Source organism: Ciceribacter thiooxidans (assembly GCF_014126615.1).
In the GTDB taxonomy this organism is placed as follows: Bacteria; Pseudomonadota; Alphaproteobacteria; order Rhizobiales; family Rhizobiaceae; genus Allorhizobium; species Allorhizobium thiooxidans.
On record NZ_CP059897.1, the window covers coordinates 1,215,718 to 1,236,208 of the forward strand.

Annotated in this window: 16 protein-coding genes; 5 read left to right on the forward strand and 11 right to left on the reverse strand. The window is 62.4% G+C overall.

Annotated features, from left to right (window positions below):
* The first annotated feature begins 7 nt into the window (after positions 1–7).
* Complete coding sequence (locus H4I97_RS23750) at positions 8–1,069, forward strand: aldo/keto reductase (protein WP_182308144.1); 1,062 nt, start codon at positions 8–10, stop codon at positions 1,067–1,069.
* Positions 1,070–1,136: 67 nt separating this feature from the next.
* Here H4I97_RS23750 and otnI read toward each other — a convergent pair whose 3' ends face one another.
* Both otnI and ltnD read right to left on the reverse strand, forming a co-directional pair.
* Positions 1,137–1,910 carry a 2-oxo-tetronate isomerase gene (otnI, locus tag H4I97_RS23755; RefSeq protein ID WP_182309058.1) on the reverse strand — a complete coding sequence of 258 codons (774 nt, stop codon included), beginning with the start codon at positions 1,908–1,910 and terminating at the stop codon, positions 1,137–1,139.
* A 2-nt stretch (positions 1,911–1,912) separates the two neighbouring features.
* Entirely contained in the window at positions 1,913–2,833 is a 921-nt protein-coding gene (gene ltnD, locus H4I97_RS23760) for an L-threonate dehydrogenase (protein ID WP_182308145.1), read from the reverse strand.
* Positions 2,834–3,051: 218 nt separating this feature from the next.
* Here ltnD and otnK point away from each other — a divergent pair, with 218 nt between their 5' ends.
* Genes otnK through H4I97_RS23775 form a run of 3 tightly spaced genes read left to right on the forward strand, consistent with a single transcriptional unit; the run spans position 3,052 to position 5,925 of the window.
* Positions 3,052–4,335: a 3-oxo-tetronate kinase gene (gene otnK, locus H4I97_RS23765; RefSeq protein ID WP_182308146.1), complete on the forward strand. Its 1,284-nt coding sequence runs from the start codon at positions 3,052–3,054 to the stop codon at positions 4,333–4,335.
* On the forward strand, positions 4,328–4,969 hold the full coding sequence (gene otnC, locus H4I97_RS23770; protein ID WP_182308147.1) for a 3-oxo-tetronate 4-phosphate decarboxylase: 642 nt from the start codon (positions 4,328–4,330) through the stop codon (positions 4,967–4,969). The genes otnK and otnC overlap by 8 nt, the downstream gene beginning before the upstream one ends.
* A 53-nt stretch (positions 4,970–5,022) precedes the next feature.
* Entirely contained in the window at positions 5,023–5,925 is a 903-nt protein-coding gene (locus tag H4I97_RS23775; RefSeq protein ID WP_244658846.1) for an NAD(P)-dependent oxidoreductase, read from the forward strand.
* Between the two features lie 83 nt (positions 5,926–6,008).
* Here the strand turns inward: H4I97_RS23775 and H4I97_RS23780 are convergent, their stop codons facing one another.
* The 8 genes from H4I97_RS23780 to H4I97_RS23815 all read right to left on the reverse strand — a co-directional run bounded on the left by H4I97_RS23780 (position 6,009) and on the right by H4I97_RS23815 (position 18,308).
* Positions 6,009–6,557 carry a DUF2478 domain-containing protein gene (locus H4I97_RS23780; protein ID WP_182308149.1) on the reverse strand — a complete coding sequence of 183 codons (549 nt, stop codon included), beginning with the start codon at positions 6,555–6,557 and terminating at the stop codon, positions 6,009–6,011.
* Positions 6,554–7,828, reverse strand: a complete 1,275-nt coding sequence (locus H4I97_RS23785; RefSeq protein WP_182308150.1) for a molybdopterin molybdotransferase MoeA — start codon at positions 7,826–7,828, stop codon at positions 6,554–6,556. The genes H4I97_RS23780 and H4I97_RS23785 overlap by 4 nt, the downstream gene beginning before the upstream one ends.
* A gap of 63 nt (positions 7,829–7,891) precedes the next feature.
* The gene (locus H4I97_RS23790) at positions 7,892–8,806 is read right to left on the reverse strand and encodes a peptidylprolyl isomerase (protein ID WP_182308151.1); all 915 of its coding nucleotides are present in this window, start codon (positions 8,804–8,806) and stop codon (positions 7,892–7,894) included.
* Positions 8,807–8,809: 3 nt separating this feature from the next.
* On the reverse strand, positions 8,810–9,529 hold the full coding sequence (narI, locus tag H4I97_RS23795; RefSeq protein ID WP_182308152.1) for a respiratory nitrate reductase subunit gamma: 720 nt from the start codon (positions 9,527–9,529) through the stop codon (positions 8,810–8,812).
* 10 nt (positions 9,530–9,539) lie between these two features.
* Complete coding sequence (narJ, locus tag H4I97_RS23800) at positions 9,540–10,253, reverse strand: nitrate reductase molybdenum cofactor assembly chaperone (protein WP_182308153.1); 714 nt, start codon at positions 10,251–10,253, stop codon at positions 9,540–9,542.
* Positions 10,253–11,791 (reverse strand): nitrate reductase subunit beta, encoded by a 1,539-nt coding sequence (gene narH / locus H4I97_RS23805; RefSeq protein WP_182308154.1) that lies wholly within the window; start codon positions 11,789–11,791, stop codon positions 10,253–10,255. Before narH ends, narJ begins: the two co-directional genes overlap by 1 nt.
* Entirely contained in the window at positions 11,788–15,546 is a 3,759-nt protein-coding gene (locus tag H4I97_RS23810; RefSeq protein WP_182308155.1) for a nitrate reductase subunit alpha, read from the reverse strand. The genes narH and H4I97_RS23810 overlap by 4 nt, the downstream gene beginning before the upstream one ends.
* Positions 15,547–15,563: 17 nt before the next feature.
* The gene (locus H4I97_RS23815; protein ID WP_182308156.1) at positions 15,564–18,308 is read right to left on the reverse strand and encodes a nitrate/nitrite transporter; all 2,745 of its coding nucleotides are present in this window, start codon (positions 18,306–18,308) and stop codon (positions 15,564–15,566) included.
* Positions 18,309–18,549: 241 nt separating this feature from the next.
* Between H4I97_RS23815 and H4I97_RS23820 the strand changes: the two genes are divergently transcribed.
* Complete coding sequence (locus H4I97_RS23820; protein ID WP_182308157.1) at positions 18,550–19,302, forward strand: cyclic nucleotide-binding domain-containing protein; 753 nt, start codon at positions 18,550–18,552, stop codon at positions 19,300–19,302.
* A gap of 46 nt (positions 19,303–19,348) precedes the next feature.
* On the opposite strand, the gene H4I97_RS23825 is transcribed toward H4I97_RS23820, so the two are convergent.
* Complete coding sequence (locus tag H4I97_RS23825) at positions 19,349–20,371, reverse strand: LacI family DNA-binding transcriptional regulator (RefSeq protein WP_182308158.1); 1,023 nt, start codon at positions 20,369–20,371, stop codon at positions 19,349–19,351.
* Positions 20,372–20,491 lie beyond the last annotated feature (120 nt).

Below are 20,491 nucleotides of genomic sequence, written 5' to 3' on the forward strand. Positions count from 1 at the left end.
GTAACGCATGGAATACCGACAACTCGGTCGCTCGGGTCTCAAGATCTCGGCGGTGAGCATGGGCACCTTCTCGTTCGGCGGCCAGGGCGATTTCGCCATGGTCGCAAGCCAGGGCGTCAAGGAGGCGCAACGACTGGTCGACACTTGTATCGACGGCGGCATCAATCTCTTCGATACCGCCAATATGTACTCCATGGGACGATCCGAGGAGATTCTCGGGGAGGTCCTCGAAGGTCGCCGCGACAAGCTTCTCATTTCCAGCAAGGCGAGAATGCGGATCGGAGACGGCCCCAACGACGAGGGCGTTTCGCGCTATCACCTCATCCGCGAATGCGAGCGGAGCCTGAAGCGCCTGCGAACCGACCATATCGACATCTATTTCATGCACGAATGGGACGGACTTACCCCGGCCGAAGAAATGCTCGCGGCTCTCGATACCTTGGTTGCACAGGGCAAAGTCCGCTACGTCGGCTGCTCGAACTATTCCGGCTGGCACATCATGAAGGCGCTGGCTGCTGCGGACCTTAAGAGCTATCCGCGCTTCGTCGCGCAGCAGATCCATTACACGCTGGAGGCTAGGGAGGCAGAGTACGAACTACTGCCGATCTCCGTGGATCAGGGCCTCGGCGTCATGGTCTGGAGTCCGCTTGCCGCCGGGTTGCTGTCGGGTGCGTTCCGCCGCGATCGCAAGCCGGCAGATTCGCGTCAGGCCGCCGGCTGGAGTGAGCCTCCCATCCGCGACGAGAGCCGTCTGTGGGACATCGTCGACGTTCTGGTCGAAATCGCCGAGGCAAGAGACGCCACGCCGGCTCAGGTCGCACTGGCCTGGACGCTTTCGCGACCGGCCATTGCCTCCGTCGTCGTCGGCGGACTGACCGAACAGCACTTTAGGGACAATATTGCTGCTGTCGACCTGGAGCTGAGCATAAAGGAACTGGAACGACTGAACGCGGTCAGCCGTGCGCCTTACATCTATCCCTACTGGCACCAGCACAACTTTGCCAGGGAACGCTTCTGCGCAGGCGATTGGGCGCTACATCAGAGCTATGAGGATCTTGGAAAGATCTGACGAAGGTAGGCGGGTCCCGGACCCGCCGCCCGCCCCCCGCGGAATTTGCCTTGAAAGCCCGGGCGGATCAGCCGGCGAAGGTCTTCAGCCAGCCCAGTCCGGCGACAGTGTCGCCCGCCGGGCGATACTCGCAGCCGACGTAGCCAGCATAACCGAGGGCATCGAGCTCCCGCAGGACCCGGAAATCGTCGAGTTCCCCGGTCCCCGGTTCGTTGCGCGCCGGCACCGATGCGACCTGGATGTGGCCGATGATCGGCATCATTTCGCGCAGCCCATGGATCACGTCGCCATGGATGATCTGGCGATGATAAATGTCAAACTGGAGCTTGAGATTAGGACGCCCCATATCGGCAATCAGGTCCGCGGCGAAATTGAAATTATTGAGAAAATAGCCTGGCATATCGCGTGGATTGATCGGCTCGATTAGCACGTCGAGCCCCGCCTCCCCGGCCTTGTCGCAGGCGAGCGCCAAGGAGGCGCGGTACGTGGCACGGGCCTTGGCATCCGAACGATCGGCGAGCCCGCTCATCACATGCAGCCGCCCGACACCGGTCGCGCGCGCATAGCGCAATGCCGTCTCCACGGATTGGCGGAACTCCCCTTCCCTCCCTGGCAGCGCAGCCAGCCCGCGTTCACCGCGTGCCCAATCACCAGGCGGGAGATTGAACAACGCCTGGGTCAGGCTGGCGGCGTCCAGCCGCGAGCGGATGACGTCCGGCTCGAAGTCGTAGGGAAACAGGAACTCAACCGCCTCGAAACCGGCGGCGGATGCAGCCGCGAGCCGATCGAGGAAATCGACCTCGTTGAACATCATGGTCAGATTTGCAGCGAAGCGCGGCATGATCACTGCCTCCCAGGCGCTTCGGGCAGTTCCAGTCCGGAGACCTGCGCCAGAAGGCGGGCAACCGAGGCGTCGTCATCACGTCCCATGCCGGCCGCCGATGTCATGATGAACATCTGCAGAGCCGTCGAGGCGATCGACAGTGGAAACTTCAGGTCTCGCCCGATATCGGAAACGATCCCGAGATCCTTCGTGAAGATATCGATCGCGCTCCGCGGCGCGTAATCGCCCTCAAGAATATGCGGCACGCGGTTTTCGAACATCCAGGAGTTCCCGGCAGATGCTGTGATGACCTCGTAGACCTTGTCTATGTCGAGCCCCAAAGCCTTCGCGAAGGTAATGGCCTCGCATGCAGCCGCAATGTGAACACCGGCCAGTAACTGATTGACAATCTTGAACGAAGCGCCGATCCCCGCCCGGTCTCCCAGCTCGTAGACCTTCTGCGCGATGGCATCGAGTACGGGGCGGACCTTGTCGAAGGCCGCCGGTCGGCCCGACGCCATAATCGTCAGCTGGCCCGCGGCGGCCTTGCCGGCGCCGCCGCTGATCGGTGCGTCGATATAATCGAGCCCTTGCGCCTGCACTCGCTCTTCGAAACCGCGAGCGAGATCCGGGCCCATTGTCGCAAAGGAAAGGACGACACCCCCCTTCGCCATGACCTCGACCACGCCGCATTCGCCGAAGAGGACAGTCTCCGTCTGCGCGGCATTCACGACCACGGTGATGACGACATCCGCGTCTTGTGCCGCATCGGCAGGATTGGCGATCGCTCTGCCTCCGGCCGAGACAAACCGCGCCATCGCGTCCTCGCTGACGTCACAGCCGGTTGTTTCGAAGCCGGCGCGCAACAGCGACGTGGCGACCCCCATGCCCATGGACCCCAGTCCGACGACGCAGACTTTCAAACCCGTTTGATTGCTCATCTATGAAAACACCTTCTGATCCGTCGTCTTTCTGCCGCTCCGCGGACGCTTGCTTTTCCTCTCGTGGAAAAGTAATGATAGCGTTGCCACAACATGGTTAGCCCATCTGCGAATTCCATTGCAAGCCCTTATTTTCGGCAGAAGATCAACGGCTTCGATGTGTTTCCGGAGGGTCGGCTCACGGCCGCGCGGTCGTGGCCATATCTGGGAGGAAGAATGTGCTGATTGGCGCTGTTGCCGACGACATCACCGGGGCCACCGATCTGTGCCTCATGCTCTCTCGGGAGGGCATGCGCACGATTCAGGTGATCGGCGTACCCACCGGGGAAGTCGCGTTTTCCGATGCGGACGCCGTCGTCGTCGCGCTGAAGTCACGCACGATACCTGCTGCCGAGGCAGTCGAAATGTCGTGCGCCTCCGCCCGCGTGCTTCTGGCCGCCGGAGCCGAACAGCTCATCTTCAAATACTGCTCGACATTCGATTCGACGGACGCCGGGAACATAGGTCCCGTCGCTGAGGCGTTGCAGGATCTGACCGGCGCGCCGGTGACGATCGCCTGTCCGTCCTTTCCCGCCGCCGGGCGCACCGTCTACAAGGGACACCTCTTCGTCGGCGACAGGCTGCTCTCGGAAAGCCCGCTCAAGGATCATCCGCTGACCCCGATGCGCGACCCGGACCTCGTCCGCGTGCTGCAGCGGCAATGCCGCCGACCGGTGGGTCTCGTGCAAGCGGAGACCGTTGCGAAAGGGTCGAACGCCGTGAAGGCCGCCTTTGCCGAACAATACGCAGCCGGCAGGCGCATACTGATCGTCGACACGTTGAGCGACGCCGATCTCAGGACCATCGGCAAGGCCTGCGCCGGGATGAAGCTCGTGACGGGCGGCTCCGGTGTCGCAATGGGATTGCCGGAGAACTTCAGGCAGTCGCGAGGTTTCGTGCCGCCACCAAGAAAGGCGAGGATGGCGGCGCCGGCCGGCCGCGCGGCTATTCTCGCCGGCTCCTGCTCGGCGGCGACACGGGGCCAGATCGAGGCGGCGAAGGCCGCCGGACGGCGCGTGCTGCGGCTCGACATCGCCGCGGTTGCGGATGGGCGACAGACGGGGGCCGATCTCGCCCAATGGGCGATCAACACGCCGGCCGATCTGCCGCCGCTGATCTACTCCAGCGCCGGCCCCGACGAACTCGCCGGAATTCAGGCGCAGATGGGGCGCCACGAGTCGGGCGCCCTGGTGGAAAGGACACTGGCGGATGTCGCACGCCGCCTCGCCGACGCCGGTTTCTCCCGCTTTCTCATTGCCGGTGGGGAAACGTCCGGTGCAATCGTCGAGGCCCTCGGCGTGAAGGTCCTGCTGATCGGCCCGGAGATCGACCCGGGCGTGCCGTGGACGCGCAGCATTTCAGGTCCAGACCTCGCGCTGGCACTCAAATCGGGAAATTTCGGCGCGCCGGACTTCTTCCTGAAAGCCTGGGATCTGCTTGAACTGGAGACCGCCGATGCATGATCTGAACCGTCTGCGCGACGAGGTGTGCCGGGTCGGGCAGTCGCTGTTCCAAAGGGGGCTGACCTCCGGGTCGACGGGCAATATCTCGGTCCGAACGCCCGACGGCGGCTGGCTGATGACCCCGACCAATGCCTCGCTCGGAAACCTCGATCCGTCACGCCTGTCGCTGTTCGACGCCGAAGGCCGCTTCGTCGACGGAGACGCGCCGACAAAGGAATCATTTCTGCACTTTTCGATGTACGGCGAACGCCCTGATGCCGGTGCGGTCGTGCATCTCCATTCGACCCATTCGACGGCCGTCAGCATCATGGCTGACGTCGATCCTGAGGACGTACTGCCGGCACTGACCGCCTATTACGTCATGCGCGTCGGCCGCTTGCCACTCGTTCCCTATTACGCGCCTGGCGACCAGGCACTCGCCGAGGCGGTGCGCAGCCTCGCCAGCCGACACCACGCAATGTTGCTCGCCAATCACGGACCGGTCGTCGCCGGCACGAGTCTCGCCAATGCGCAGTATGCAACGGAGGAACTCGAGGAGACGGCCAAGCTCTTCCTCATGCTGCAGAACCACGCCAAGCGCGTTCTGACGCCCGAACAGGTCGCAGATCTGCGCCGACGCTTCGCCCTTCCATGACCGGTTCGGGCGATCAACAGACACAATTTTCCATACATTCGCAGGAGAAAACTATGAACACGACGGCAAATGAAACGGTGGGCTTCGTCGGGGTCGGCCTTATGGGGCACGGCATGGCCAAGAACATCGTCGAAAAGGGCTACCCGCTAACAGTCATCGCCCACCGGAACCGCAAGCCGATCGAAGATCTCGTTTCCCGTGGTGCGACGGAAGCAAAGTCCCTCGAGGAGCTTGCTGCCGCCTCGACGATCGTCTTTCTCTGCCTCACCAGCTCGAGAGAGGTCGAAGCCGTCATCAACGCGATGAAGCCGAAGCTCGCCCGTGGCGCGGTCGTTATCGACTGTTCGACGGGAGACCCCACGGTCACCGCCCGACTGGCGGAGGAGCTGAAGGCGCTCGGCGTCGATTTCGCCGACGCCCCCTTGAGCCGAACACCGAAGGAAGCCTGGGAAGGCACACTCGATGCGATGGTCGGCGCCGATGACGAGATCTTCACAAGAATCCGACCGGTGATCGCGACCTGGGCTGGAAAGATCGTTCACATCGGCGGCATTGCTGACGGTCACCGGATGAAGCTGCTGAACAACTTCATCGCGCTGGGAATGGGCGCACTTTTCGCGGAAGCGGTAGCACTGTCCCGCAAGGTGGGGATTTCGATCGACCGGTTCGACAGTGTGATCCGCGGCGGACGCATGGATAGCGGCTTCTACCAGACCTTCATGGGCTATGTCCTCGAAGGCAACAGGGAAGCGCACCGGTTTACGTTGTCGAACGCCTACAAGGATCTCAAATACCTGGAATCCATGGCGAATGCGGCGACCGTCGCGACGCCGCTCGCCAGTGCGACGAAGAACTCCTACGCCATCGCGGTCGCAGGCGGCGGCAACGGACCGGAAGACTACGTGCCGCACCTCGCCGACTTCATCGCGAGACTGAACGGTCTGGAGACGAAATAGGTCGGTTTTCCGGGACACTACATGACGAGAGGCAACCGGATGGGATGGTCCCGCAGGGCAACTGCTCATCCGGGCCACGCCGTTCATGCCGCATCACGCAGGCTCCTTGCCGCCAGCCCCGCGCGCCGCGCCCAGTCGAGGACGTTTTGCCGGTCCGGCGCGAGAAGACACCCGAACTCGCCGGAAAATTCCTCCCACGCGGGCAGATACTCGTCCCGTACGACCGTCAGCACCGGGATGCCCCGAATGCATGCCTCCTCGATCACGGCCCGAAATCCCTGCCCTTCGGACTCGCCCTTGCCGAAACGGTTGAGAACGAGCAAGTCGGTATCGTCGTCGAGGCGTGCCAGCAGCGATCCGGCGACTGCCGCCAGGGCCTGCGGGTCGAGCCTGCATCCGCGCGCGCCGGAGCCCAGCGCTTGCGAGATCGTGATCAATTCGCCGGTGCCGATGTCCTGGAGCGCAATCTCGCCGCAACATTCGCCGTCGCCCGTGCCCTCCCACTGCAGGAAGCCGATGACCGTTTGTCCGTCGGCGCTGAGTGCCAGGGCTGTCGCCCTAAGGATATCGTCCACCGGGCGGTCCCTCTGGACGTGAATGGCAGCCTGAAGCGGAAAGGCATTGTCGGTCATGCGGTCTTCCATGAGAGATCTTTCCTGCAGAAGGGCATCCAGTCGATGACGTCGCCGCGCGCCACATGCCTGGAATGGGCGGCAAGTACGATAACGCCGTCGCCCAGCGACAATGGCATGAGCGTCGCGGAACTGCCATGCCCGAGGGGCTCGACGATCGGCAGGCCGCTCTCGCTTCGGCCGACCACTTGCCCCGGCAGATACTCGGTCCGCCCGGGCTTGCGCTCCCATCCGAGTCCGGCCACGGCCATCTCCGGCTTCGCGCTCGGGCCGCCAAGCCCGAGCATCGCGCCGATCTGGCGGGTGACGAAGAGCTGGAAGCCGACATAGGCCGACAGCGGATTTCCCGGCAATCCGGTCACCAGCGTATCCGCAAGACGTCCGAAGAACACCGGTTTTCCAGGCTTGAGCGCGACCCGCCAGGCCTCTACCGCCCCGCCGGCGGCAAGAAGCGCCGGACGGACGAAGTCCCTGCCGCCGACCGAGGCGGCGCCGGACGTGACGATCAGGTCGAAGCGGTTCGTCGATGCGCGGAAGATCTCGGTCATCCGCTCCATGTCGTCCGGGCAGATGCCGAGATCGGTTGCTTCGGCCCCGAGGCCCTCGCAGAGCGCAAGCAGCATCGGGCGATTGGCGTCGTGAACACCCGCGCCGTCCTCGCCGAGCTCGTCGCCGGTCGAAAGCACCGCGATGCGCGGCCGGCGAACGACCGAAATGTGACCATGACCGTTGCCGGCAAGAAGACCGACGTGACGACCGTCCAGCATCGTGCCCGCCGAGACGAGCAGATCGCCCGACGCGATGTCCTCGCCTGCCTGGCGGATATTGTCACCGCGCCGGGGGCGAACGTGAACCAACACTGTGTCGCCGCGGTCGTCGCACTTCTCCTGCATCACCACCGCGTCCGAGCCGCCGGGGACCGGCGCTCCGGTGAAGATGCGCAAGGCCGTTCCTACCGTGAGGAATGGTGCCGCCGCACCGGCGGCAATCGTGCCGGCCACCGGGAGATGCCAAGGCCCCTCGCCCGCGAAATCAGAAAGTGCCACGGCAAAGCCATCCATCGCCGAATTGTCGAAGTGCGGCATCGGGCGACCGGCGCGGAGGCTCCGGGCCAATACCCGCCCGCGCGCCTTGTGGACGGCGACGTCGTCCACAGCCGTCAACGGCTGCACCATGCCGACCGCAATTTCGATGGCCTTTTCGACCGGCGTGAGGGCGACGTGGTGTCGACTCTCGTCGCATCCGCAGGCCCGTTGAGGCAATCCGTCCATCACATTCTCTCTTCCAGTCCTACCGAAACCCTGGCTGCGCATTTTCAGGCAGCAGACACTGCATCATTGCACCAGTGGCCCGTCGGCGCCGAGCAGGTCGATGCCCGTGATCGTCGCGTCCGCGGCAAGGATCGCGATATATTGCGAAACCGCCTTCGACCAGGTGGAAGCCTCAAGCCAGCCGGCGATCCGCTGTTGGACGAAATCGAACGGCAATTGCTCGCCCTCGATCCGCCGCTCCAACCGGATGATGTGATACCCGAAGCGGCTTTCGACCGGCCGAGAGGTGATCTCACCCTCCGCCATCCGCGCCAGCGCCCGCTCGAACTCCGCGACCGTGCTGCCTCGGGTCAATTGCCCGAGATTACCGCCCTGCTCCGCCGACGGACAGGCCGAATGCGTGCGCGCCATGGTGGCGAACTCGCTCGGATGCTCAGCAAGCACCTTGGCCAGCCTCTCAGCATCGCCGCGCGCGGCGGCGCGGGCCTGCTCATCCGCCGGATCGGCGGCGATCAGGATGTGGCTCGCCTCGAAAATCGGCTCGCTGCGAAACTTGGCGCGGTTGTTTTCATAAAAGCGCAGGCACTCCTCCGCCGTCGCCGAGGGAACGGCAACTTCTTCCTCGATCAGCCGGCGTATCGCGGCATCCTCGTCCGTCTCGCTGCGGCCTTCAGCGTCGCTCTCGGGCGAGACCGCAATCTGCCGTTCACGAGCCCGCTGCAGCAGTAGTTCTTTGACGGCGAGCGCCCTCGCCGCGGCGAGAATGGCTGCACCCGGATTTTCGGCCGGATGGTTCTGCGCCTCGGCCAGGATATCGCTTTCGGCGATTTCCACCCCGTTGACCGAAACCGCGTCGAGCACCGGCCTCGCCTTCGGTGGAACCCGGGTGTCGGGTTCCTGGTAGGTCGAATAGCTGTCCTTCATGGTCGCCCGGGAGGGCGCGGCGCCATTGGAGGCCTTGTCGAAAAGCGTGACCATGGCTCACTCCGCCGGGATTCGGTTGACGGAAGCGCTGCGGTTGCGCTGGCGAACGACCTGATAGCCAGGCCGCCAGAGGTAGCGCACCGGCGCGCTCAGCATGTGCACGAGCCTCGTGAATGGGAAGAGAAGGAAGATCGTCAGCCCGAGGAAAAGGTGCAGTTTGAATATCACTGCCGCGTCGGCAATATAGGAAGCGGCCTGCGGATTGAACGTGAAAATTCCCTGCGCCCAGTTCATGAACTTCACCATTTCCTGACCGTCGAGATGGGCGAGCGACGTCGGTATGGTCGAAAGCCCGAGGAAAAGCTGCATCCACAAGAGAATAATGATCAGTGTGTCGGTGGTGCTCGACGATGCGCGCACGCGCGGATCGAAGAGCCGGCGATGCACAAGAAGCGTCGCGCCGATGATCGCCATCGTCCCGGCAATGCCGCCCGCCACCACCGCCAGCGTCTGCTTGGCACTGTGGCTGATGCCGAGTGTCTCGAAGATCACGATCGGGGTCAAAAGGCCGACGAGGTGGCCGGCGAAGATGAAGAGCACCCCGAGATGGAACAGCACCGAGCCCCATATCAGTTGTTTGCGACGCAGGAGCTGGCTCGAGCCGGAACGCCAGGTATAGGGCTCACGATCATAGCGAATGATCGAGCCGAGGATGAGCACCACGAGCGCGATATAGGGGTAGATGCCGAACAAGAGTGAATTGAGAAAACCAGACATGTCCTGCCTCCTAGACCGGTATCGTGTTCAAGGGATCGTTCGGCTTGCGGGCCGCCGCCCGCATCTGCGTGCGCAGCCGATCCGGGCCGCAGCTGTTGTCACCAGCGTTTCCGCCGAAGGTCACCGCCTCGTCCTCCCACAGACGATCGAGTGCGGAGAGATCGTTCGGATCGTCCTCGGCGCCTTCGAGCAATTCCTTGAGCAGCTTCTGGTCCGGCTTGGCCTTCGACAGGAGGCGTAGCGCCAGGAAGGCATCGGCGTAGACCGATTGCCGCTTTTTCAACCGCTCACCTAGCGCCGCCGTGATGTGGGCGGTCTGGGCGAGCAGGTCGTCGACCTCCTCGACGGAGCGGGTCGACAGGAATTCGAGGAAGAGCGGCAGGTAGTCCGGCAGTTCCTTCGCATCGATGACGAAGCCGCTGTCCTCGTACATCGTCATCAGGTCGACCATGGCCTGACCGCGGTCGCGGCTCTCGCCGTGCACATGTTCGAACAGATGCAGCGACAGCGACCGGCTGCGGTCGAACAGGTACACGTAGCGCTCCTGCGCATCATAGAGGTCCTGGCCGGCGAGATCGTCGATCAGGCGGCCAAGCAGCAGCTTGACCTCACGGGCGATCGTATCGTCGCCGTCAAGGGCCGCCTTCAGTTCGGGTGCGCCCGCAAGCAGTTCGTCACTTGGGTAGCTCAGCAGCAGCGAGATGATTTTCAAAGCCTTGTGCATCAGAGGCGCTCCTTGAAGAGGTCGGTCGGAGTCTGGACGACCTTGGGGCGCTTGGCGCCGAAGAGATCACTCTCCGAGGTGCCGCCAGAGCAGCCGTTGCCGAAGGAGAACCCGCAGGAACCACGGACGTCATAGGCGTCCTCGGTCACTTCGCGGTGCGTCGTCGGGATGACGAAGCGGTCCTCGTAATTGGCGATCGCCATGATGTGGTACATCTCCTCGATCATCTCGGCGCTCATGCCGACCTTCGCGGCAATCGAGGTGTCGATGACCCCATCGATCGTCTTTGAGCGCATATAGGCGCGCATGGCCAGCATGCGTTCCAGCGCCGAAATGACGGGAGCTTCCTTGCCGGCGGTCAGCAGGTTGGCGAGATAGCGCACCGGAATGCGCAGCGACCGGACATCCGGCAGCGGGCCGTCCATGCCGAGCTTGCCCGACTGGGCGGCCGACTGCAGCGGCGAGAGCGGCGGGATGTACCAGACCATGGGAAGAGTGCGGTATTCCGGGTGGAGCGGGAAGGCGATCTTCCAGTCCATCGCCATCTTGTAGACCGGCGAACGCTTGGCGGCCTCGAGCCAGGCATCCGGAACGCCGTCCTTTCGTGCCTGCTCGATCACGGCGGGATCATTCGGATCGAGAAAGATCTTCAACTGTTCTTCATAGAGATCCTGCTCGTCGGCCGTGGAGGCGGCCTCCGAGATGCGGTCGGCATCATAGAGGATGACGCCGAGATAGCGGATGCGACCGACGCAGGTCTCCGAGCAGACCGTCGGATGGCCGGCCTCAATGCGCGGATAGCAGAAGATGCACTTCTCGGATTTGCCAGAGCTCCAGTTGTAGTAGATCTTCTTGTAGGGACAGCCGGAAACGCACATGCGCCAGCCGCGGCACTTTTCCTGGTCGATCAGGACGATGCCGTCATCCTCGCGCTTGTAGATCGCCCCCGAAGGACAGGCCGCAGCACAGGTTGGGTTCAGGCAGTGCTCGCACAGCCTCGGAAGGTACATCATGAAGGTGTTCTCGAACTGGCCGTAGATCTCCTTCTGCACGCCCTCGAAATTATAGTCCTTCGAACGCTTCTCGAACTCGCCGCCGAGGATTTCCTCCCAGTTCGGTCCCCATTCGATCTTTTCCATCCGCTCGCCGCTGATCATCGAGCGCGGGCGGGCCGTCGGCATTGCCCGGCTTTCGCCGGCGGTCTGCAGGTGGCCGTAGTCGAAGTCGAACGGCTCGTAATAGTCGTCGATTTCCGGCAGATCGGGATTGGCGAAAATCTTGGCGAGGATGCGCCACTTGGCGCCCATCTTGGGCTCAATCTTGCCGTTCGATTTCCTGACCCAGCCGCCGTTCCACTTCTTCTGGTTTTCCCATTCCTTCGGAAAACCGATGCCGGGCTTCGTCTCGACGTTGTTGAACCAGGCGTATTCGACGCCTTCGCGATTGGTCCAGACGTTCTTGCAGGTGACCGAGCAGGTATGGCACCCGATGCACTTGTCGAGGTTGAGGACCATGCCGATTTGTGCGCGGATTTTCATTCTGCCGCCTCCTTGTTGTCTGCGATGCCTTCGCTGTGCGGCCCTTCGAGCCAGTCCACCGTCTCGAGTTTGCGAACGACGACGAACTCGTCGCGGTTGGACCCGACCGTGCCGTAGTAGTTAAAGCCGTAGGCCTGATGGGCATAGCCGCCGATCATATGGGTGGGCTTGGTGATGACGCGCGTCACCGAGTTGTGAATGCCTCCGCGCTGGCCGGTGATCGGCGAGCCGGGCGTGTTCACGATCTTTTCCTGGGCGTGGTACATGAAGATCGTGCCGTCCTTCATGCGCTGAGAGACCACTGCACGCGCGACGATCGCGCCGTTGGTATTGTAGACCTCGACCCAGTCATTATCGACGATGCCGGCCCGCTTGGCGTCAGGTTCGGAAATCCATACGACCGGACCGCCACGATTGAGCGTCAGCATCAGCAGGTTGTCGCTATAGGTCGAGTGGATTCCCCACTTCTGGTGCGGCGTGATGAAGTTCAGCACGAGATGCGGCTTGCCGTCAGCCTTGGAGCGGATCGCCGGGTTGACCGTCTTGGTATCGATCGGCGGCCGGTAGACGCAGAAGCCTTCGCCGAAGGCGCGCATCCACAGATGATCCTGATAGAGCTGCTGGCGGCCTGTGAGCGTGCGCCAGGGGATCAGTTCGTGCACATTGGTATAGCCGGCATTGTAGCAGACCTTCTCCGATTCCAGGCCCGACCAGGTCGGCGACGAGATGATCTTGCGCGGTTGCGCCACCACATCGCGGAAGCGGATCTTCTCGTCCTCCTTGGGGATCGCGAGGTGGGTGTGGTCGCGGCCGGTGAACTTCGACAACGCCTCCCACGCCTTCACCGCCACTTCGCCATTGGTTTCCGGCGCGAGCGACAGGATGACCTCGGTGGCGTCGATGTCGCTCTCGATCCGCGGACGCCCCTTGGTGACGCCCTCCTCCTGTACGACACCGTTCAGCCGGGCGAGCAGATCGACCTCGTGCTCGGTGTTCCAGGCGATCCCCTTGCCGCCGTTGCCGAGCTTGTCGAGCAGGTTTCCGACCGATGTGAACTTCTTGTAGAGGTTCGGGTAATCGCGCTCGACGACGACAACCGCCGGCATGGTCTTTCCCGGGACTGGCTCTATCTCGCCCTTCTTCCAGTCCTTGACGTCGAAGGCTTGAGCAAGTTCGCCTGCCGTGTCGTGGAGAGTGGGCACGAGCACGACGTCCTTCTCGACGCCGAGGATTTCCGGGGCGACGTCGGAGAACGCCTTTGCGATGCCCTTGAAAATCTCCCAGTCGCTGCGCGCTTCCCAGGCCGGATCCGCTGCACTCGAGAGCGGATGGATGAAGGGGTGCATATCGGAGGTATTGAGGTCGTTCTTCTCGTACCAGGTGGCGGTCGGAAGGACGATGTCGGAATAGACGCAGGTGGTCGACATGCGGAAGTCGAGTGTGACCAGGAGGTCGAGCTTTCCTTCCGGGGCCTCGTCGTGCCAGACCGCTTCCTTCGAAGCCTGCCGGCCCTCTTCGCCGAGATCCTTGCCGAGCAGGCCGTGTTTGGTGCCGAGCAGGTGCTTCAGGAAGTATTCGTGCCCCTTGCCAGACGAGCCGAGCAGGTTGGACCGCCAGACGAACATGTTGCGCGGCCAGTTCGCCTTGTCATCGGGGTCTTCGCACGCCATGGAAAGCGTCCCGGCCTTCAGCTGTTCGGCGACATAGTCCTTGGCCTCCTTGCCTGCGGCCGAGGCCTGCCTCGACACCTCCAGCGGATTGGTCTTGAGCTGCGGAGCCGACGGCAGCCATCCCATGCGTTCGGCCCGGATATTGTAGTCGATCAGCGAAGCGTCCCACGGACCTTCCGGTGCGGTCGGCGAGAGGATGTCGTCGATCTTTAGCGTCTCGTAGCGCCACTGGTCGGTGTGGGCGTAGAAGAACGATGTCGAGTTCATGTGGCGCGGCGGACGGTTCCAGTCGAGTGCAAAGGCGAGCGCCGTCCAGCCCGTCTGGGGTCTCAGCTTTTCCTGCCCGACATAGTGGCTCCAGCCGCCGCCGGACTGACCGATGCAACCGCACATCACCAGCATGTTGATGATGCCGCGGTAGTTCATGTCCATATGGTACCAGTGGTTCAGGCCGGCCCCGAGAATGACCATGGAGCGCCCTCTGGTCTTTTCGGCGTTGCTGGCGAATTCACGAGCGACCGCGATGATTTGGTCGCGCGGAACGCCGGTGATCTTTTCCGCCCATGCGGGCGTATAGGGCAGGTTCTCTTGGTAGGACTTCGCCGCGTTCGGATCATTGAGCCCGCGGTCGAGCCCGTAGTTGGCGACGAAAAGATCAAAAACGGTGGCGACGAGCGTTTCACCATCGGCAAGCTTGACCTTGCGGGCCGGCACTTTGCGGACCAAAACGCTGTCGTGGTCGGTTCCTTCGAAGTAGTCGTGCTCGCGATTGCCAAAATAGGGAAAACCGACATTGGCGACCGTGTCATGGTCGCCGTCGAGGATAAAGCTCATGGCGAGCTCGACGTCTGCGCCCTTGCCGTCCTTAGCCTCGAGATTCCACTTGCCCTCTTCGCCCCAACGATAGCCGATCGAGCCGTTCGGCGCGACGAACTGTTTCGTCTTGGCGTCGACCGCAACGGTCTTCCATTCCGGATTGTTCGTCTCGTCGAGCGTGCCGATGAAGTCGGAGGCACGCACGAAGCGGTCAGGGATGAAGTGCCCGTCCTTGCCGGTGAGCTTCACCAGCATGGGCATGTCGCTGTAGCGGCGACAGTAATCCTCGAAATACTCTGCCTGCCGATCGAGATGGAATTCCCGCAGGATGACATGGCCGATCGCCATGGCGAGTGCCGCGTCCGTTCCCTGTTTCGGATGCAGCCACAGATCGGAAAATTTCGCCGCTTCCGAATAGTCGGGCGACACCACGACCGACTTTGCACCCTTGTAGCGGACCTCGGTATAGAAGTGGGCATCCGGTGTGCGCGTCTGCGGCACGTTCGAGCCCCAGAGGATGAGGAAGCCGGCATTGTACCAGTCGGCCGATTCCGGCACGTCCGTCTGTTCGCCCCAGGTCATCGGCGAGGCCGGCGGCAGGTCGCAGTACCAGTCGTAGAAGGACATGCAGACGCCGCCGAGCAGCGAAAGGTAGCGTGACCCCGCGGCATAGGAGACCATGGACATGGCCGGGATCGGCGAGAAGCCGACGACCCGGTCCGGCCCATAGGTCTTGGCGGTATAGGCATTCGCGGCGGCGATGATCTCGTTGACCTCGTCCCAGCTTGCACGCACGAAGCCCCCGAGGCCGCGCATTTTCATGTAGTCGGCACGCTTTTCAGGATCTTCCTGGATTGCGGCCCACGCGCCGATCGGCGTCTTGAGCGTGCGCTCCTTCCGCCACAGCTTGAGGAGGCGCGAGCGTATCAGCGGATGTTTCACCCGATTGGCCGAATACATGTACCAGCTGTAGCTGGCGCCGCGCGCGCAGCCGCGCGGCTCGTGGTTGGGAAGATCCGGCCGTGTGCGGGGATAGTCCGTCTGCTGGGTCTCCCAGGTAACGATCCCGCCCTTGACGTAGATCTTCCACGAACACGAACCCGTGCAGTTCACCCCATGCGTCGAGCGCACGATCTTGTCGTGCTGCCAACGCTTGCGATAGGCATCCTCCCAATCCCGGTTTTCTGTCGTCGTGACGCCGTGTCCCTGCGAGAATGTGCCGACGTTCTTGCGCGCCAGGAAGTTCAGGCGATCGAGCAGATGGCTCATGGTGTTCTCCTCCGATTTCAGGCGGTTGCGGCAGCCGGGCTGACCCGACCGCGCTCGAGGTCGTAGAGCAGGCCGCCCCTGCGTGTGTAGACGGCCCAGGTGATCGCGATGCAGGTGACGTAGAAGAGCAGGAAGGACCAGAGCGCCGCTTCCGGTCCGCCAGTAAGCATGATCGAGGTGCCGTAGCCCTTGGGGATAAAGAAGGCTCCGAAGGCGGCGATCGCGGAGGTGAAGCCAGTGATCGCCGCCGATTCCTTCTCGGCTTGCAGGCGACGCTCTTCCGCAGTCGCCTTCGGCATCAGTCGAGCCATTTCCTTGCGCATGATCGCGGGGATCATCTGGAAGGTGGAGGCATTGCCGACACCGGTTGCGAAGAAGAGCAGCAGGAAGGAGGCGAAGAAGCCCCAGAAGGCATTCGGCTGCTCCTTGATGCCGATGAAGTAGAGCACACCCGAGACACCAATCATCATCAGGGCAAACGCCCAGAAGGTGACGCGACCGCCGCCGAACTTGTCGGAGAGCCAGCCGGTGCCGGAGCGCGAAAGCGCACCGACCAACGGCCCGAGGAAGGCAAACTGCAGGACGTTGACGTCCGGAAACAGCGTCTTGGTAAGCAGCGGGAAGCCTGCGGAATAGCCGATGAAGGAACCGAAGGTACCCGTATAGAGCCAGCACATGATCCAGTTGTGCTTGCGCTGGAAGATCACCGCCTGTTCGGCGAAGGAAGCCTTGGCCGAGGCGATATCGTTCATGCCGAACCAGTTGCCGAGGGCCGCCAGGATGATGAACGGCACGAAGATGAAGCCGGCATTCTGCAGCCATAGCGGCGCCTCGCCTGTGGCCGACGTAACCATCGCGGGATCACCGCCCAGCCCGCCGAATATGCCCGCGGTGATCGCCAGCGGCACGACGAACTGTACGACGCTGACCCCGAGGTTGCCGAGACCGGCGTTGAGGGCGAGCGCGTTGCCCTTTTCCGCCTTCGGAAAGAAGAAGGAGATGTTCGACATGGAGGAGGCAAAGTTGCCGCCGCCGAAGCCGCAAAGCAGCGCGAGCAGGAGAAGGATCACATAGGGCGTGTCGGGATTCTGCACTGCATAGCCGATACCGAGTGCCGGAATGATCAGCGACCACGTGGTGAGCGTCGTCCAGAGCCGCCCGCCGAAAACAGGCACCATGAACGAGTAGAATATGCGAAGCGTCGCGCCCGAAAGGCCGGGCAACGCCGCGAGCCAGAAGAGCTGGTCGGTGGTGAATGTGAAGCCGACCAGTGGCAGCTTGGCCACGACGACGGACCAGACCTGCCAGATGGCGAAGGAGAGAAGCAGTGCCGGGATCGAGAGCCACAGATTGCGGCGCGCGATGGCTCGGCCCTTGTCGTTCCAGAATGCCGGGTCTTCTGGTCGCCAGTCGGTCAGAACGGTGCTGTTTTCCTTGACCGGCTTGCGAACGCCCTCGCCCATACCCTTCATTTCCGGGAAGAAAGGCAGCTCCGCCAGCTTCTCGCCAACGGCCTCCTTCTCCATCTGGCGGACGGCGAGATGCATCCAGGTGAGCGACCCGAGTGCGACGAGGAAGAGGAGCATGAAGCAGCTCGTCCACAGACCCGTGAGATCGAGCAGCAGCCCGAAGACGATCGGCAGGATGAAGCCGCCGAGGCCGCCGATCATGCCGACCAGGCCACCGACGGAGCCGACGCTCTCCGGATAATAGACCGGTATGTGCTTGAACACCGCGGCCTTGCCGAGCGCCATGAAGAAGCCGAGGATGAAGACAGTGACGGTGAAACCGATCAAGCCCATCTCTGCGTGGAAGGCGATCGGTCCTTTCGCACCCTGTACGACGTAGTCTGTCGGCGGGTAAGCGAGAACGAAGGTCGCGGCGACCGAAACCAGGAAAGTCCAGTACATGACGCGGCGGGCGCCGTAGACGTCGGAGAGGTGCCCGCCATAGGCACGGAACAGACTGGCCGGAACCGAGAAGAAGGCAGCGATCATGCCTGCGGCGCGAATGTCGACGCCATAGACGTTGATCAGGTACTGCGGCAGCCAGAGCGAGAGCGCGACGAAGGCGCCGAAAACGAAGAAGTAATAGAGCGAGAAGCGCCACACCTGGACGTTTTTCAGCGGTTCCAGTTCCATCCAGGTGCTCTTCGGCTTTTCACCGGCGCGACGGCGCGCGACGAGAACCGGATCATCCTTGGCGGTGAACCAGAAGACAATCGCCATGACGACCAGCGCACCCGCCCAGACCTGGGCGACAGCGTGCGAGCCGAAGGCGACGAGCACCAAAGGTGCGAGAGACTTCGTCACCGCCGCACCGACATTGCCCGCGCCGAAGATGCCGAGCGCGGTGCCCTGCTTTTCCGGAGGGTACCAGCGCGACACATAGGCCACTCCGACCGCGAACGATCCTCCGGCGATGCCAACACCCAGGGCAGCAACCAGCACCTGCGGATAGGTCGTGGCATAGGTCAGGAAGAAGGTTGCGACGGCGGCCGCCAGCATGGTGGCAGTGAACACGACGCGTCCGCCATAGCGATCGGTCCAGATGCCCAGCACGACGCGGACGAGCGAGCCCGTCAGGATCGGCGTACCGACCAACAGACCGAATTGGGTTTCCGACAGGTTCAGGTCCTTGCGGATCTGAATGCCGATGATTGCGAAGATCGTCCAGACGGCGAAACAGACGGTGAAAGCGACGGTACTCATCGCCAGTGCTGTCTTCTGTCCCTGCGGACTGCCACCCACTGCGTTTGGCATTGCCATGCTCCCGTTTCGGAATTTTCACGTATTGCACAGCACACAAAATCGCAGATTCTCGCTTTCTGTCGTTGATTTGGGTCAAGAGCCTTTCGGTGCGACATAATTATACATATACAAAACTATTTTATACAGTGATTTGACATGTTTTTACTTTATGACGCGATATTGTGTTCTTTTCAATTGACTTTTTTCGTGTCGTGAATTGAAATCGCTGGAGAGCAAGGCAGGTGCGGTAGGGATGCATACGGACGACATCGAGACGCTCAGGCGCCTGAACATTCTGCAAGGCGTAAAGGAAAGCACGTTCGGCCGGATCATAACGCCGAGCTTTTTGCAGTCCTTCCCCGCCGGAACCGTTCTTCTTCGCGAGAATACACCAGCTGACTTCCTGTATATTGTGCTGGAAGGACTGGTGGAGATGTCGGCAGCATCCGACAGCAGCGAAACTGTCACGGAAATCTTAGGCCCCGTGAATCTGTTTATACTTGCAGCGGTCTTGAACGATAACGTCTGCCTTCAGTCCGCCCGCACGCTGACACCCGCGCGTATTCTCATGATTCCGGCTCCATTGATCCGGGAATTGCTCGGCGAAGACCAGAACTTCATGAGAGCGGTTGTCTTCGAGTTGGCACGGGCCTATCGCCGCACCGTCAAGGAACTGAAGAAGCAGAAGCTTCGCAGCGGGGCAAAGCGTCTGGCCAACTGGATCCTGCGCGAATACGCCCGGCAGGAGCAAAATGTCGCGATGAGGCTGCCGTTCGAAAAGCGCGTGCTTGCCTCGTATCTCGGGATGACACCCGAGAACCTGTCCCGCGGTTTTGCCACGCTTGCGCAATACGGAGTGCAGGCCAGCGGCGGCAGCATTCTCCTGTCGGATCTTCCCGCCTTGACCGGGTTCGCCAATCCCTCGCCCCTGATCGACGGCGAGGAGCCGACCGTGATGGCCACGAGGGGAAATGGCGGCCGGACGGAACGATCGCCGGCGGCTTAATACGTTCGGACTGCTTGTGCAGTCGTTTGCTCGATCGCCGACCTGTTCAGAGATTTTCCTTCAGCAGAATCTCGATGCGTATCCGTTCCTGTGAGACGATGGGTTCGCGCTGCTCCAGGCGCGCGCGCATGATGCGGGTCGCACTTCGAACCGCATGCCCCGGATCTTGAGCGATGACGGCATCGATCCTGTCGTCACGGAGCGCGTCCTCGCTGAAAGGCGTAAGCTCGTGAACGATCACGGTGAGCGGCCTTGGGACGGTGACCGCCTCTATGGCCGAGACCGGGATCCTTGCCTCGGCACTCAACACGTAGACCGCAGCGATATCCGGGTTGTGCTCCAGCATCCGGCGGATCACGAGGCCGGCGCGACGCTCGTCGCCGTAGGTCTCCACCGACGGTAAGGAAACGAGATACGGGAACTGGTCGTGGATGATCCTGTCGAAGCCCAGCCTGCGCTCTATGCTGTCCTGCGCCATCATGGTTTCTGCCACGACCATGATCTTCCCCGGCGCGCTCGCGAGAAACCGCCCGATGAGCTTTCCCGCCGTGGCGCCGGCGGCGAGATTGTTCACGCCGACGAAATCCGCCGCTGGCAGCTTTTCGTGACCTGAAAGGAACTGCACGACCTTGATGCCGCGCTCGATCAGCCGGGCCATGGCGTCGCGGACTTGCGGCGATTCCGGCGCCATGATCGCCACACCGTCGAGTTCATCGGGTTCGAGGCCGGAGAGATACCTCGCGACCGCATGCGGGTCGGACATCGGCATCTGCATGAGATCGATGTCGGTCAGATCGGAACGCAGCGCCTCGCGCGCCTCCCCCACTTCCCTCAGGATCCGTTGGAGATACTGATCACCTGCGCGCGGCAGGACGAATCGAAAGCGGTAGGTGCGGTTGCGCGCGAGGTTGACGGCCGCCGGATTGCGCACGAAGCCGATCCGCTCGATCGCCTCGTTCACCTTCCGCGCCGCCTTCGCGCTGACATTCGGCCGATCGTTCAGCACACGGTCCACCGTGGCAAGACTGACACCTGCGGCTTCCGCGAGGTCCTTGGCTGTGGGTCTCATGAGGCCTTTCTACATATCGACACCGGAGTCGGCATAGACTTCTCCAACAATTTCAAACGAAAAGCAAGAAATTGAGGTGCGCACCTCAAAATTTCCTTGCATTGAGGTGCGCACCTCAAT